The sequence below is a fragment of the Bacteroides sp. D2 genome (genome assembly GCF_025147085.1).
Lineage (GTDB): Bacteria > Bacteroidota > Bacteroidia > Bacteroidales > Bacteroidaceae > Bacteroides.
In genome coordinates this window covers 6,409,841-6,424,643 of the sequence record NZ_CP102261.1, presented here as the reverse complement: position 1 = coordinate 6,424,643, position 14,803 = coordinate 6,409,841, and the positions used below count along the sequence as shown (strand labels likewise).

Sequence of the window (14,803 nt, the reverse complement as noted above, 5' to 3'; positions counted from 1 at the left end):
TAGACGAACAACTTAAATTACTAATAGTTTATTATATGGAAAATATCGAAACAGCGATCCTGCTGATGGTGGTCGGAATGGCTACCGTATTTGTTATTCTGCTGATTGTGATTTATTTAGGTAAGTTGTTGATTGCATTGGTCAACAAGTACGCCCCCGAAGAAGTGGTTCCTGTGAAGCGGGAAGCACCGCGAGGTCCTGCACCTGTTCCGGGAAACATTTTAGCAGCCATTACTGCTGCTGTGAATGTGGTGACACAGGGTAAAGGAAAAATCACTAAAGTAGAAAAATTATAAATCTATAAAGAATATCACTGAAAGACATGAAAAGAGAAGTAAAGTTTAGCTTGGTTTTCCGAGATATGTGGCAATCAGCCGGAAAATATGTACCTCGTGTAGACCAACTCGTAAAGGTAGCTCCGGCCATCATTGAAATGGGTTGTTTCGCCCGCGTAGAAACAAATGGCGGAGGTTTTGAACAGGTAAATTTATTGTTTGGTGAAAACCCGAATACAGCCGTGCGCGAATGGACAAAACCGTTCCATGAAGCCGGTATTCAGACCCACATGCTCGACCGCGCACTGAACGGACTTCGTATGAGCCCCGTTCCGGCAGACGTCCGCAAATTATTCTACAAAGTAAAGAAAGCACAAGGAACAGACATTACTCGTACGTTCTGCGGATTGAACGATGTGCGTAATATCGCTCCTTCCATCACATACGCAAAGGAAGCAGGCATGATTTCACAATGCTCGCTTTGTATCACTCATTCGCCTATCCATACGGTAGAGTACTACACCAATATGGCGCTGGAACTTATCAAACTGGGTGCAGATGAAATCTGTATCAAAGATATGGCAGGTATTGGCCGTCCGGTATCATTAGGTAAGATCGTAGCCAATATCAAAGCGGCACATCCCGAAATCCCTGTTCAGTATCATAGTCATGCAGGTCCCGGATTCAATATGGCAAGTATCCTTGAAGTATGCCAAGCAGGTTGCGACTACATCGATGTCGGTATGGAACCACTTTCATGGGGAACAGGTCACGCCGATTTGCTTAGCGTACAAGCCATGCTGAAAGATGCCGGATATCAAGTGCCCGAAATCAATATGGAAGCCTACATGAAAGTGCGTGGCATGATTCAGGAATTTATGGACGACTTCCTCGGCCTGTATATCAGCCCGAAAAACCGCCTGATGAACTCCTTGCTGATTGCTCCCGGACTTCCCGGCGGTATGATGGGTAGTCTGATGGCCGACCTCGAATCCAATCTGGAATCCATCAATAAATATAAGGCAAAACACAATCTGCCGTTTATGACGCAAGATCAGCTGCTCATCAAACTGTTTGACGAAGTGGCTTACGTATGGCCTCGTGTCGGTTATCCTCCATTGGTGACTCCATTCAGTCAATATGTGAAGAACCTTGCCATGATGAACGTGATGGCAATGGAAAAAGGAAAAGACCGTTGGGGAATGATTGCCGATGATATTTGGGACATGATTCTGGGTAAAGCCGGACGTTTGCCGGGCAAACTTGCTCCGGAAATCATTGAAAAGGCGGAACGTGAAGGCCGTAAGTTCTTCGAAGGCGATCCACAGGACAACTATCCGGATGCTCTCGACAAATATCGCAAACTGATGAAAGAGAACAAATGGGAAGCAGGACAGGACGACGAAGAACTCTTCGAATATGCGATGCACCCGGCTCAATATGAAGCCTACAAGAGTGGTAAAGCCAAAGAAGACTTCCTCGAAGACGTGGCAAAACGCCGTGCCGAAAAAGATAAATCACCGGAAGAAGATGTTAAACCGAAAACACTGACCGTACAGGTAGACGGACAGGCTTATCGTGTCACCGTAGCTTATGGCGATGCCGAGCTTCCTGCTACTCCAGCGGGTGCTTCCGCTGCTCCGGCAGGCGAAGGCAAAGAAGTACTTTCTCCGTTGGAAGGCAAGTTCTTTTTGGTGAAGAATGCACAAGAAACCGCCTTGCAAGTAGGCGATACGGTGAAAGAAGGAGACGTAATCTGCTATGTAGAAGCGATGAAGACCTATAATGCTATCCGTGCAGAGTTTGGCGGTACGGTGACTGCTATCTGTGCCAATCCGGGAGATACTGTTTCAGAAGATGATGTATTAATGAAGATAGGATAATGAACGAAATATTTGAGAACTTATATGACATGACTGCGTTCAGCAATATCATTGCCGATCCGCAGTTCCTGATAATGTATGCCATCGCGTTCGTCCTGCTCTATCTGGGTATCAAGAAACAGTACGAGCCGTTGCTGCTTGTCCCCATCGCTTTCGGTGTGTTGTTGGCCAACTTCCCCGGAGGAGAAATGGGTGTGATTCAGGCAGACGAGAATGGCATGATTATGATAAACGGAGTAATGAAAAACATCTGGGAAATGCCTCTGCATGATATCGCCCACGAACTGGGACTGATGAATTTCATCTACTATATGCTGATTAAAACAGGTTTCCTACCTCCGATCATCTTCATGGGTGTCGGTGCGTTGACGGACTTCGGACCGATGTTGCGTAACCTGCGTCTTTCTATTTTCGGTGCAGCCGCACAGCTGGGTATCTTTACCGTATTGTTGGTAGCTATCCTGATGGGATTCACCCCGAAAGAAGCCGCTTCTCTCGGAATTATCGGTGGTGCGGATGGTCCGACAGCTATCTTTACGACTATCAAACTGGCGCCACATTTGCTGGGCCCGATTGCCATTGCCGCTTATTCGTACATGGCACTCGTTCCGGTGATTATTCCGCTCGTTGTGAGACTGCTCTGTACTAAGAAGGAATTGAGCATCAATATGAAAGAACAGGAAAAGATGTATCCTTCAAAGACGGAAATCAAGAACCTCCGTGTCTTGAAGATTATCTTCCCGATTGTGGTAACTACTGTTGTGGCTCTCTTCGTACCAAGTGCTGTGCCATTGATTGGAATGCTGATGTTCGGTAACCTGGTGAAAGAAATCGGAACCAACACGTTCCGCCTGTTCGACGCTGCTTCCAATAGCATCATGAATGCGGCTACTATCTTCCTCGGACTGTCGGTAGGAGCAACGATGACCACAGAAGCCTTCCTGAACTGGACAACTATCGGCATCGTAGTAGGTGGTTTCCTGGCATTTGCCCTTTCCATCACAGGAGGTATCTTGTTCGTGAAATTGGTGAATCTCTTCTCTAAGAAGAAAATCAATCCGCTTATCGGTGCCACCGGCTTGAGTGCTGTTCCAATGGCAAGCCGTGTAGCCAATGAAATAGCTTTGAAGTACGATCCGAAGAATCACGTATTGCAATACTGCATGGCGAGCAACATCTCCGGAGTAATCGGTTCTGCTGTAGCTGCGGGTGTGTTGATTTCCTTCCTTGCGTAGTCAATATAGCTGACCTTATATACAAGAATCCGGAGATATGGATATTGCCCATTCTCCGGATTTCTTATTATATACTGCTTTATGAATACAGATTTCAGATTCTTCTTTTATTCGCTAATCACTTTCCTGTATTCTGCTACCGCCATCTTTTCCGACAGATACGCATTAATCAGATTCGTGTGTGCTTGCGTCCATGATAGCTGTGCCGACAACACATCCACCATATTCGCTTTTCCCTCATTGTAAGAGAACGAAACCAGGTCGAGATTTTCATTGGCCAGATTCATAGTCTCGGTAGCAGTTTTTACTTGATATTCCGTTTCCGTCAGTTTGGTCAGTGCGGCAGAAAGTTCCTCGTTGATATTGTCCGTCACATAACTCTGTTGCAGTTTCTGTATTCCGATGTACGCTTTTTGCTGGCGGTTCGTTTTGAACCGGGCTCCCCACCGGAAAATCGGGATATTGATATTAATGCCGACGACCGGATTGAAAGATACATCATATCCGAGATTAGGTGTAGCCGTAGCCCATCCGCCACTGAAATACATATTCAGTTGCGGGTTGAACTGGCTAAGAGCTGCTTTGCGCTGCGCCTCACTCTTCATGATGTTCACTTCCGTACTTTCAAAATCCGCACGGCGTTGCAGTACATTCTCCAAGGAAAGTATCTGTACCGGGGCAGAAGCCTTGTCAATCGTATAAAGGCTGTCTACCGGGCTGTTCGGCTCTTCTCCCATTAAGATGTTCAACTTTTGGAGGGCCAGTGTATAATTCTGGCGAGCCTTGATATATTGCAATTCCGCTTCTTTCAGCCGGGTGGAAATCATTAATAAATCCGTACGGCTAATCATTCCGTCGCTGAAACGATCCTGTATGATGTCATACTGCTGTTTCACGATGCTTTGATACTTATCAGCCGCTTGCAACATAGCCTGTGAGGCAGAAGCATTCCAGTAAACCGCATCACTCTGATAATGAATTTGGTCGATAGTAAGCTCTTCGTTCAGCTGATTCAGCTTTTCATCTGCTTTGGCAATCTTGTGCTGGGCGTTGAGCGCGCCTCCTGTGTACAACGGTTGCGAAACGATAAATACTCCTTGATAAGTATGATTGCGGTATTCGCCTAATGGTTCGTTCCATGCACTAAGGTCACTCATGTTGAGCGTACCGTCCGCATTAGCATCGATTTTAGGTAAGAAACCGGTATGAGCAATTTTCCGTGCTTCCGTACTTGCCATCGTCTTTAGTTTCTGTTGCTTCAGTATTTGGCTGTAAGCTTCCACCTTATCCCGGTAGGCTTCCCGGCTAAGATAAGGCTGTTGTGCCCCGGCCGTGAGGCCGAGGAACAATAGAGACAGAGTTATAAGTTGAGTTTTCATTTTATTCAATCTAAACAATAAATTCAAGTTTCATATAAGAGTAGGCAATTATCCTTTGATTCTCTGAATAGCACAATAAGCTACCGGAAGAACAAACAATGTCAGTGCCGAAGCCACCAACAAACCTCCCATAATGGTAGCCGCCATGCCGCCAAACATCGCATCGAACAACAATGGCAACATACCCAGAATAGTAGTACCCGACGCCATCGCTACAGGAATAATACGGCTGGTCGTGGCACTGACAACAGCATCCAACGGCTTTTTGCCCGTCTTTGCCTCCAGGTCAATCTGCTCCACAAGCACAATCGCGTTTTTGATATTCATACCAATCAGTCCGAGCAACCCCAGGATAGAGAAGAAGTCGAACGACTTGCCGAGTAACACCAATCCTAACACGATACCGATAAAGATAAGCGGCAACATCAACAGAATCACTGTCGGTTTACGATACGTCCTGAACAAGAATAATAGAGTGACAAACATCAGGAAGAACGTCAACGGTAAGTTTTTCGCCAGTGCCTCGTTAGACTCCACCTGACTTTCCTGCTCCCCGAAATACTTCATTGTATATCCCTCCGGCACTTTTATCTCTTTTTGCACCAGCGGCCAAACTTCATTGAAAGCAGCAATCGCATTTACCCCGCGACGCGGATCGCACTGTGCCATCATCACCATTTGCCGATTGTAATCTTTCACGTTCGAGAAACGATACTGGAAATTAAATTCCGATACCACCTGTTCCAGGCTGGTCGTCTCATTACCCGTACCAAACACGGGCAGCGTGCGCAAATCATTGATGCGGAACGAATCCACTGTGTTGTCCTTCAATAAGATAGGCAACACCTGATCCCCCTGCCGGTATTCTCCGAGCGTCATACCCGTAGTTCCGATCTGGATACTCTGTGCCATGCCCTGACGGGACACCCCTAATGGCTGTGCCCGTTCGGGACTATATATCGGTTTCCACACAGGAATCTTGTTTCCCCACGAATTGCGTACATTGATTAAATCCGGATTCCGGTGCATAATCTCCAATGCCTGATTGGTGAGCGCCACAAGCGTGTCTACATCCGGTCCTATAAATCCGATTTCGATAGCGGCATCCACCGCGGGCGACAGCTTGAACAGACTTGTACGCGTAATCGCATTTGGATAATTCGCCTTCATATATGCGTCGAAATCTTCCTCATACTCTTTTGTATATTTACTGTCTGTCAATTCAATCAACACATTGGCAAAATTCGGTTTCGGCCCTACGGAAGTGGAAGCGAGGTAATACCTCAACGGCGTGCTGCCGAAGGTGATTGATACTTTTTTCACTTCCGGCTGTTTTGCCAGATGCTCTTCCACCGATTTCATCTCTTTCACCACATCATTGATGCTATACCCGTCCGGATAGAACACGTCCGCCCGGAAATAAGGTTTGTCCAGAGAAGGGAAGAAGTTTTGAGGCATCGTCCCCATGATAATCAATGAAGCAACAAAAAGCACTACCATCGAACCTAGTGTCAATGTTTTCCTGCGAATCAGCGTACGGAGGATAGAAGCGAATTTGTGATAAAACGGTTTGTCATACGGGTCTTTGGCACCATCCTTTGCTTTCGCTTTCAGGATGAAATTACCAAAAACAGTGGTCTGCGTCAGTGCAAGTACCCAGCTCAATCCCAACGAGATGGCAAGTACCACAAAAAGCGGTTTCACGATTTCCGCTACGGCAGAAGGAGCGAGGTAGAGCGGGAGGAACGAACAGATAGCGATAAAAGTAGCCCCGAGCAATCCCCATTGCGGGCCCGTTGCACCGTCTATCAGTGCTTTCCGCCGGTCTACTCCGCGGGCAATGGCAATCTGTGCGTTATCCGTCACTACAATGGCGTTGTCCACCAGCATACCCATAGCGATGATAAATCCCGCCAGCGAAGTACGGTTCAGTCCGACACCGAAGAAAGACATGATGAGCAATGTACCTCCAATGGAGAAAATCAGTGACGAACCGATCAGCATACCTGCACGCAGCCCCATCACCAACATGATAATCACAATCACAATCAGAATAGATTCAATCAGATTGATGATAAATCCGTTGTTAGCCTCATTGGCTATCTCGTTTTCCAGATACAGACTTTGCAGCTCCAATCCCACAGGCATCAGTGGCAGCAATTCGTCTAGCTTGGCTTTCACATTCTTACCCGTCTGCACCACATCCCGTTGCGGGTCGGTGGAGACACCGATGCCGATGGCACGTTTGCCGTTCACGTGCATAATATTGGATGGAGGGTCCATGTAACCTTTTTCAATAACGGCGATATCACCGAGTTTCACCTGTCCGGCCTTTGTGGTAATTACTTGGTTGCGGATATCGTCTACGGTGGTGTACATACCGTTAGCGGTCACTCGGAGCTGTTGCTCACCGGCACGGATTTCTCCGGTATTGATAATCTGATTCTGCGATTGCAGCAGACTGGCAAGCTGTTTGGGGTCGATGCCCATACCTACGAGCTTATGGGTCGAAATAAGAATATTGACCACTTCTGTCTGTGTTCCGAACAAAGCCACTTTCATCACTCCGTCTGCCGTCACTACCTGCGTCTTGATCCGTTCCGCCCAGTTGCGCATTTCTTCGTATGTGTAACCGTCGTCCGCCGTCAGACCGTAATAGATGCCGAACACGTCACCGAAATCATCGGAAACCGTTGGTGCAGAAGCACCGCTCGGCAACTGTGGCTGTATATTGAGCACTTTCCGTCGCAACTCGTCCCACTTTTGCGGAATGGAGCTTGCCGACAAGGAAGGTTGCAACTCGAATGTGATTTTTGAAAGTCCGTACATAGATTCTGATTTAATCTTGTACACACCGCTCATACTTTGAATCTCGCGAGAGATGGGCTCGGTAATCAACCGCTCCACTTCAGCCGGTTCGGCACCCGGATAACGGGTCATGATAACCGCCGACTTTATCACGAAAGGAGCATCCTCTTTCTTACCCAGTTTGCCAAAGGAAGTGATTCCCCCAATCAGCAATACGGCAAGAAAGAAATAGATGATTTTCGTATTATCTAATGAATATCTAGCTAAACTCATAATAAATGATAGTTGATAGTTGATAAATGATAGGTTGTAAATGATAGGTGTTATCAGCTATCATTTATCAACTGTTGTAATTGATTCTCCTTCCACTAGTTGGTGTACGCCTGCAATGACGATTTTCTCTCCGGGTTTCAAACCTTCGGAGATGAGAGTCTGTGCTTCTCCGGTAGGAGTGCTCACGGTTACTTGTCGTTTGTGGACTTTGTTGTCTTCTACCACCCAAACATACATTTTGTTTCCTTCGCTTTCACCGAATACGGCGCTAAGCGGTATGATTGTCCAGCTGTTCTGCACTAACGGGCCCACATCTGCCGTGAAACGGATGCCGCAGGTGAAACCGGGTTTCACAGCATAAAGGTCACGGTCGAATGACGGGTCGTCAATCGTGATGCTGACCGGGATACCTGTGCCATCGGTCGAAATATCCAGATATTCTTCTAGTTTTGCTTGAAACACGTGTCCTTTGAAGGTGTCAAATTCAACAAGGAAACGCGGGTCTTTGGCGCGCAACAAGTACAGATAAGCATCCGGAATGGTGAATTTGATGCGTAGATTATGCGTGTTGACAAGCTGAACGATGCCTTCTCCGGAGTTGACACGCTGATAATTTTCCACCAATCTCTTTTCGATGGAACCATCAAAAGGAGCGGTCAGTTTCGTGTCGCGCATATTGTTGGCGGATAGTTCGTATTCAGATTTCGCTTTCTGGTAGTTGGCGAGACTGATTTCGTATTCCTGTACGGAGATAGCTTGCCGGGAGAGGAGTCGTTTGTTACGTTCCACTTGTGCGGAAGCCGTTTCGTATGCCGATTTTGTGGCGGCATATTGCAACGCGATGTCTCTGGGGTCGATAGCTGCGATGAGTTGTCCCTTTTTCACTTTCTGTCCTTCGATGACAGGTAGTTGGATGATTTGTCCGTTGACCCTGAAAGCCAGCTTCACATATTCCACCGCTTCCACGATTCCCGAGAAATCTTTGCTAATAATCGATCTTGACTCGACAATGGTGGTCTTTACGGGACGGGCTGTTGTCATTGTCGCTTCTTTTTTCTGTCCGCAGCCTGCCAATAAGATTGCAGCCGTCAGGACGAATCCAATTTTCTTCATATATCACGTTGATGTTTAGAGGTTTTGCGTTGATAAATAGCGAATAATATACTAAAAACAACTCCCGTTTATTTATGTTCACTATTCTTAATATTTTTCATACTCAACCTCTTATCTCTCTAGCAAAACACAAAATAATGGGAATCTTACCATTTTTAAAGTAAAATTCCCATCCAAACCATTTCACTAATCTGTAAATCACGGTTTGGAAATTCATTTGAACTAAATCACAACCTTCGTTAACCTCTTTCTATAAAGTTTGAAAATAAAAAAACATCTTGCACCTTACACTAATCGGGTTCATCATGCTGATATACAACTTTTTAGTGTAGTGTAAGATAGAGTGGCAGATAGTGTAAGATAAAAGGTATCTTACACGCTGTCTCGTCTATAAGAATCTTGGTGTATTTATAGAAGATATATAGCGATTTGCAAAACCTGTGCAGTAAATGACTTGTTCATAGCGGTAGACAAGGTGTTTCGTGCCTAAAAACAAAGTGTTTTCTATAGGGAAACAAAGTGTTTAGCGCCTTGAAACAAAATGGAACTGCCATCAATCGGAAATTAGTCGATAAGTAGTCACGAGACAATCAGTGTAAGATAAAGGTATCTTACACTATCTGCAACCGTGTCTTGCACTACACTAAAGATTTGTATATCAGTATGATGGTCCCGATTAGTGTAAGGTGCAAGATGTTTTTGCGTTTTTTCGTTTTAGTTCCGTTTTCTTTCCGGCTTTCCGGAGAAGATAGTCAGTTCTAAAACTTCAAATATGATTTCTGTTGTGGTATATCCGTTAAATGTATATTCCAGATTTTCGTCCTCAAGAAAGTATTTGAGATAAATGGTTGGAGTACCATTGTGGAAGTCGAGAAAAAGGTAAGAAGTATAGTTATAGATACCAAGATCGGCAAACTCATTTAGAATAGCAGTATTGAAAACTGTGGACCAGCCTGTTTTTGATTCGTTTCCGGACATTTCGAATCTACGATGTTCTTTTGCGAGATCGTCTTTTTTTACATGTCTGAACTGCTCGAGCAATTCATCATTGAAAGAAAGGCGTTGTCTGATAAAATTAAAAACTTCCTCCTTTGTCATTTGTTTTAAATCAGTTATTTCCATTTTTACTTAATTAGTCGGGTAAAGGTACTCCCTTTATTTGGTAATAAGTCGGATTTGGTGATATTTCTTTTATTTCTTTTTGGGGTTATATCCCTAAAAACTTTCTGATTCCGGTTGAAACCATTTTGTTTCGAAGGGGGGGAGGAATAAACAAATGCGAAAAGGAATAAGGAATATAGAAAACGAAAAAGAGGAAATTCTCTACGAGAATCTCCTCTTTTTTCATCTTTCACGAAAGATCGAATTATTTCTTCTTACGGTCACCGTAACGGCTCATGAACTTATCAACACGACCTGCAGTATCCACCAATGTAGATTTACCTGTATAGAACGGGTGAGAAGTGTTTGAGATTTCAATCTTCAGCAACGGATAAGTTTCACCTTCGAATTCGATGGTTTCTTTAGTTGCTACAGTTGACTTAGACAAAAACATGTCACCATTTGACATATCTTTAAATACTACCGGACGGTATGATTCTGGATGAAGGCCTTTTTTCATTTCAGTATCTGTTTTTTTAATTTATATTCTGTTACTATTTTGGTAAGAAATAGTGTAATGGTCATTTTCAGAGCGCAAAGATAATGCTTTTCTGTGAAATAGAAAAAGGTTTTATGGAAAAAACTTCGATAAAGATACTCTGCTTTCTAAATTTAGGCAATCTGTACCTATAATATATCTATATAATATGATTCGCATCATTCATATATGAATAGCATAACTTATATTGATGAATGATGGATCGAACGCGGAAATACGCTTTACTGTCTTTTATCCGTTTATTTGCAAGGTAGACATTACAATCTAATGTCACACTCGTATTCCTGCTAAATTTTGGTGTCTGATTTAAACCTTTTTCTACTATATTTTTCTTTCCGATGTTCGTTATTCGATGGATAATGCTTACTTTTGCGTAGAATTTTTATTCACTAACAATAAACTTTAAACAAAATGGTAAATTACAAAGATTTAGGATTGGTAAACACAAAAGAAATGTTTGCTAAGGCTATCAAAGGTGGATATGCTATCCCAGCATTCAACTTCAACAATATGGAACAGATGCAGGCTATCATCAAGGCTGCTGTTGAAACTAAATCTCCTGTGATTCTTCAGGTTTCTAAAGGTGCTCGTCAGTATGCTAACGCTACTTTGTTGCGTTACATGGCACAGGGTGCTGTAGAATATGCTAAAGAATTAGGCTGCGCACATCCGGAAATCGTTCTTCACCTTGACCACGGAGATACATTCGAAACTTGCAAATCTTGTATCGATTCAGGTTTCTCTTCAGTGATGATCGACGGTTCTCATCTTCCTTACGAAGAAAACGTTGCATTGACTAAGAAAGTTGTTGAATACGCTCATCAGTTCGACGTAACTGTAGAAGGTGAACTTGGCGTATTGGCTGGTGTAGAAGATGAAGTTTCTGCTGACCACCACACATATACTGACCCTGAAGAAGTAATCGACTTCGCTACTCGCACTGGTTGCGACTCTTTGGCTATCTCAATCGGTACTTCTCACGGTGCTTACAAGTTTACTCCGGAACAATGCCACATCGACCCGGTTACAGGCGTAATGGTTCCTCCTCCATTGGCTTTCGAAGTATTGGACGCTGTAATGGAAAAACTTCCGGGATTCCCTATCGTTCTTCACGGATCATCTTCAGTTCCTCAAGAAGAAGTGGAAACTATCAACAAATACGGTGGTGCACTGAAAGCTGCTATCGGTATTCCAGAAGAATGGTTGCGTAAGGCTGCTAAGTCTGCTGTTTGCAAAATCAACATCGACTCTGACTCACGTTTGGCTATGACTGCTGCTATCCGTAAGACTTTTGCTGAAAAACCAGCTGAATTCGACCCGCGTAAGTATCTTGGTCCGGCTCGTGACAACATGGAAAAACTGTACAAGCACAAAATCCTTAATGTGCTCGGTTCTGACAACAAATTGGCACAGTAATCCTCGGATTATTCCATAAATAAAAGAAAGGCTGCTCCTGGTTAACCGGTGGCAGCCTTTCTTATGTTGAAAGGTGCAAGGAGAGAAGATAAAGCTTTTAAGTATTCCAGTTGGAATACATTTGAAATGGATTTAAACAAAAATAAGCGCGAACAAAATGCTGTTATAGCAATGTTCGCGCTTATTCTTATAATTGTAGTATTTCTTACATCAAGAATCCAAGGAGGATACCGGCAGCGACTGCTGAACCGATTACTCCGGCAACGTTCGGACCCATAGCGTGCATCAACAAATAGTTGGTCGAATCGTATTCCAGACCAATGATTTGCGAGATACGTGCAGAGTCGGGAACGGCAGAAACACCTGCATTACCGATCAATGGATTGATCTTGTTGCCCTTCTTCAAGAAGATATTGAATATCTTAACGAAAATTACACCGGATGCAGTTGCAATGATGAACGACAATGCACCGAGGGCGAAAATCTTGATAGAATCGAGCGTCAGGAATTCGGAAGCTTGCGTAGAAGCACCTACTGTCAGACCCAACAGGATAGTGATAGTATCAATCAACGGACCGCTGGCAGTATTAGCCAAACGACGGGTTACACCACTTTCTTTCAACAGGTTACCGAAGAACAGCATACCCAGCAAAGGCAGACCGGAAGGAACCAGGAAGCAAGTCAGCAACAAACCGATGATCGGGAAAATCACCTTCTCCGTGTGAGAAACTGCACGCGGCGGTTTCATACGGATGACGCGTTCGCTTTTAGTGGTGAGCAGACGCATGATAGGCGGCTGTATCACCGGAACCAACGCCATGTAGGAGTAGGCGGACACCGCAATGGCTCCCATTAGGTTAGGTGCTAGCTTGGAGGAAAGGAAGATGGCTGTCGGACCGTCTGCTCCACCAATGATACCGATAGCACCGGCTTGCATCGGGTCGAAACCCATTTCCAATGCGATCATGTATGCACCGAAGATACCGAACTGTGCAGCTGCACCGATCAACATCAATTTCGGGTTGGAGATAAGTGCCGAGAAGTCCGTCATGGCTCCGATGCCCAAGAAGATGAGCGGCGGGTACCAGCCGGAGGTCACTCCCTGATACAGGATATTCAATACAGAACCTTCTTCATAGATGCCGACTTTCAATCCCGCATCCATATTAAAAGGTATATTACCGATCAATATACCGAAACCGATAGGAATCAGCAACATCGGTTCGAACTCTTTGGCTACTGCCAAATAGATGAACCCCAAACCCACAAGAATCATAACGATGTGCCCTACAGTAGCATTTGCAAAGCCCGTATATGTCCAGAAGTCGGCGAGGTTATTTCCTAAAAAGTTTATAAAATCTCCCATATTATTCAATAATTACGAGGTCATTACCTTCAAGAACAGAGTCACCTTTGTTTACGTTGATGGCAGTAATCTTACCGTCTTTATCCGCATTGATATTGTTTTCCATCTTCATGGCTTCCAATATAATGATAGTCTGGCCTTTCTTTACAGTATCGCCTACATTTACTTTGATGTCGAGGATAACGCCCGGCAGCGGAGATTTCACTCCCGATTTTCCGGTAGATGGAGCAGCTGGTTTCACTACTTGAGTAGGAGCAGTAGGAGCATTAGGCATAGGACGCACTGTTACTGGTTTCGGAGCCACTTTAGGCTGTTTCTCCATTTCCACTTTATAATGTGTACCGTTCACTTCTACATGAGCGATATTATCTTCAATATCTCCGATGGTTACTTTATATGAGTTACCGTTGATTTTATATTTATATTCTTTCATCGTTTTACGTTTTAAAAGGTGACTTACTTTCTAGGAGGAGTTTCACGCAAGGTGTAAATCTTCGAACTCCACGGTGAGTAGCTACGTTTTACACGAGTGATGGTCAGTACCGTTTCTTCTACGTCGTGCACTTCATCCTGCATTTCGTGCAATGCCATAGAAATAGCAGCATAAACTTCGCCCGGAGCCTGTGACAGCTCTTTCGCTTCTTGTTTGTCGATGCCTTTGGATTTCATGGCGTTACGTTTGCTCAAGTTGACTGCAACTCTGCCTACAACCTTGAAGGAAATATAAAGAAGAATCAATCCGACAAATACTACACTCATGGCAGAAATAGACATACCGATACCTACCGCATCATGTTCTTCGAAGTTTTCCATCTTGGCATTGCTGTCAAGAGTCTGGTTGTTGGTGCTCGGAGTGACGTATTTGTCACTGCTTCCACCTTTTACTTCCCAGTTTACCGCTCCGTCGCTTACGCGAGCGTATGATTGGTCGGGACCGAGAGCGCCTGCCGGCACTACAATCTGGTCAAGCAGATTTCTGCCGGAGTCGTACAAGCCAATCCAGTTGGCTGTTTCCGGATTCAACTTGCAACTTGTGTGAAAAGTACCGCGGTTAGGCTCGCCGTCTGCCCAGAACAGGGCATGTTGACGTGGTTTCACTAAGGTCAGTACGTCACCTTTCGGAATAAAATAAGTAACTGTATCGCCTGGTTGGTTGCTTACTTTCAGCAAGCAAGCTGCCAGATCGGCGCTACCGAATGATTTATTGAATATTTCAATCCATGCACTGTGCAATCCGTAGTCGTCCTGAAAGTTACTCTGATTGTCTATCAGGATTTCATTCAGCACCAACTTGTTGTTAGACTTTTTCTCTCCACAAGAAGTCAGCCCAATCAGCAATAGCAAAGAAAGGAATATTCCGATTTTGGTTTTGTTCATAATCGTTCTTGTTTTAAT

General features: G+C 44.5%; 12 protein-coding genes. 4 read left to right on the top strand and 8 right to left on the bottom strand.

Annotation, left to right across the window (positions count from 1 at the left end; genetic code table 11):
* Positions 1 to 35 precede the first annotated feature (35 nt).
* From NQ505_RS24355 to NQ505_RS24345, 3 genes are read left to right on the top strand one after another with little or no spacing between them, the layout of a single operon-like run.
* Complete coding sequence (locus NQ505_RS24355) at positions 36 to 296, top strand: OadG family protein (RefSeq protein ID WP_008999795.1); 261 nt, start codon at positions 36 to 38, stop codon at positions 294 to 296.
* Positions 297 to 322: 26 nt separating this feature from the next.
* Entirely contained in the window at positions 323 to 2,158 is a 1,836-nt protein-coding gene (locus NQ505_RS24350) for a biotin/lipoyl-containing protein (protein ID WP_008999796.1), read from the top strand.
* On the top strand, positions 2,158 to 3,393 hold the full coding sequence (locus NQ505_RS24345; RefSeq protein ID WP_008999797.1) for a sodium ion-translocating decarboxylase subunit beta: 1,236 nt from the start codon (positions 2,158 to 2,160) through the stop codon (positions 3,391 to 3,393). Before NQ505_RS24350 ends, NQ505_RS24345 begins: the two co-directional genes overlap by 1 nt.
* Positions 3,394 to 3,500: 107 nt before the next feature.
* Here NQ505_RS24345 and NQ505_RS24340 read toward each other — a convergent pair whose 3' ends face one another.
* From NQ505_RS24340 to NQ505_RS24320, 5 genes are all read right to left on the bottom strand, one after another.
* Positions 3,501 to 4,772 carry a TolC family protein gene (locus NQ505_RS24340; protein WP_032853676.1) on the bottom strand — a complete coding sequence of 424 codons (1,272 nt, stop codon included), beginning with the start codon at positions 4,770 to 4,772 and terminating at the stop codon, positions 3,501 to 3,503.
* Between the two features lie 48 nt (positions 4,773 to 4,820).
* On the bottom strand, positions 4,821 to 7,853 hold the full coding sequence (locus NQ505_RS24335) for an efflux RND transporter permease subunit (protein ID WP_008999799.1): 3,033 nt from the start codon (positions 7,851 to 7,853) through the stop codon (positions 4,821 to 4,823).
* Between the two features lie 60 nt (positions 7,854 to 7,913).
* On the bottom strand, positions 7,914 to 8,966 hold the full coding sequence (locus NQ505_RS24330) for an efflux RND transporter periplasmic adaptor subunit (RefSeq protein ID WP_008999800.1): 1,053 nt from the start codon (positions 8,964 to 8,966) through the stop codon (positions 7,914 to 7,916).
* A 714-nt stretch (positions 8,967 to 9,680) separates the two neighbouring features.
* Positions 9,681 to 10,088, bottom strand: a complete 408-nt coding sequence (locus NQ505_RS24325; RefSeq protein ID WP_032853677.1) for a hypothetical protein — start codon at positions 10,086 to 10,088, stop codon at positions 9,681 to 9,683.
* A gap of 244 nt (positions 10,089 to 10,332) precedes the next feature.
* Entirely contained in the window at positions 10,333 to 10,587 is a 255-nt protein-coding gene (locus NQ505_RS24320; protein ID WP_005678397.1) for a type B 50S ribosomal protein L31, read from the bottom strand.
* 450 nt (positions 10,588 to 11,037) lie between these two features.
* On the opposite strand from NQ505_RS24320, the gene NQ505_RS24315 reads away from it, so the two are divergent.
* On the top strand, positions 11,038 to 12,042 hold the full coding sequence (locus NQ505_RS24315) for a class II fructose-bisphosphate aldolase (RefSeq protein WP_008999802.1): 1,005 nt from the start codon (positions 11,038 to 11,040) through the stop codon (positions 12,040 to 12,042).
* 205 nt (positions 12,043 to 12,247) lie between these two features.
* On the opposite strand, the gene NQ505_RS24310 is transcribed toward NQ505_RS24315, so the two are convergent.
* From NQ505_RS24310 to NQ505_RS24300, 3 genes are read right to left on the bottom strand one after another with little or no spacing between them, the layout of a single operon-like run.
* A complete protein-coding gene (locus NQ505_RS24310; protein ID WP_008999803.1) occupies positions 12,248 to 13,408 on the bottom strand; it encodes a sodium ion-translocating decarboxylase subunit beta in 1,161 nt (386 codons plus the stop codon).
* Position 13,409: 1 nt separating this feature from the next.
* Positions 13,410 to 13,841, bottom strand: a complete 432-nt coding sequence (locus NQ505_RS24305; RefSeq protein WP_008999804.1) for an acetyl-CoA carboxylase biotin carboxyl carrier protein — start codon at positions 13,839 to 13,841, stop codon at positions 13,410 to 13,412.
* 23 nt (positions 13,842 to 13,864) lie between these two features.
* A complete protein-coding gene (locus tag NQ505_RS24300; protein WP_008999805.1) occupies positions 13,865 to 14,785 on the bottom strand; it encodes an OadG family transporter subunit in 921 nt (306 codons plus the stop codon).
* Positions 14,786 to 14,803 lie beyond the last annotated feature (18 nt).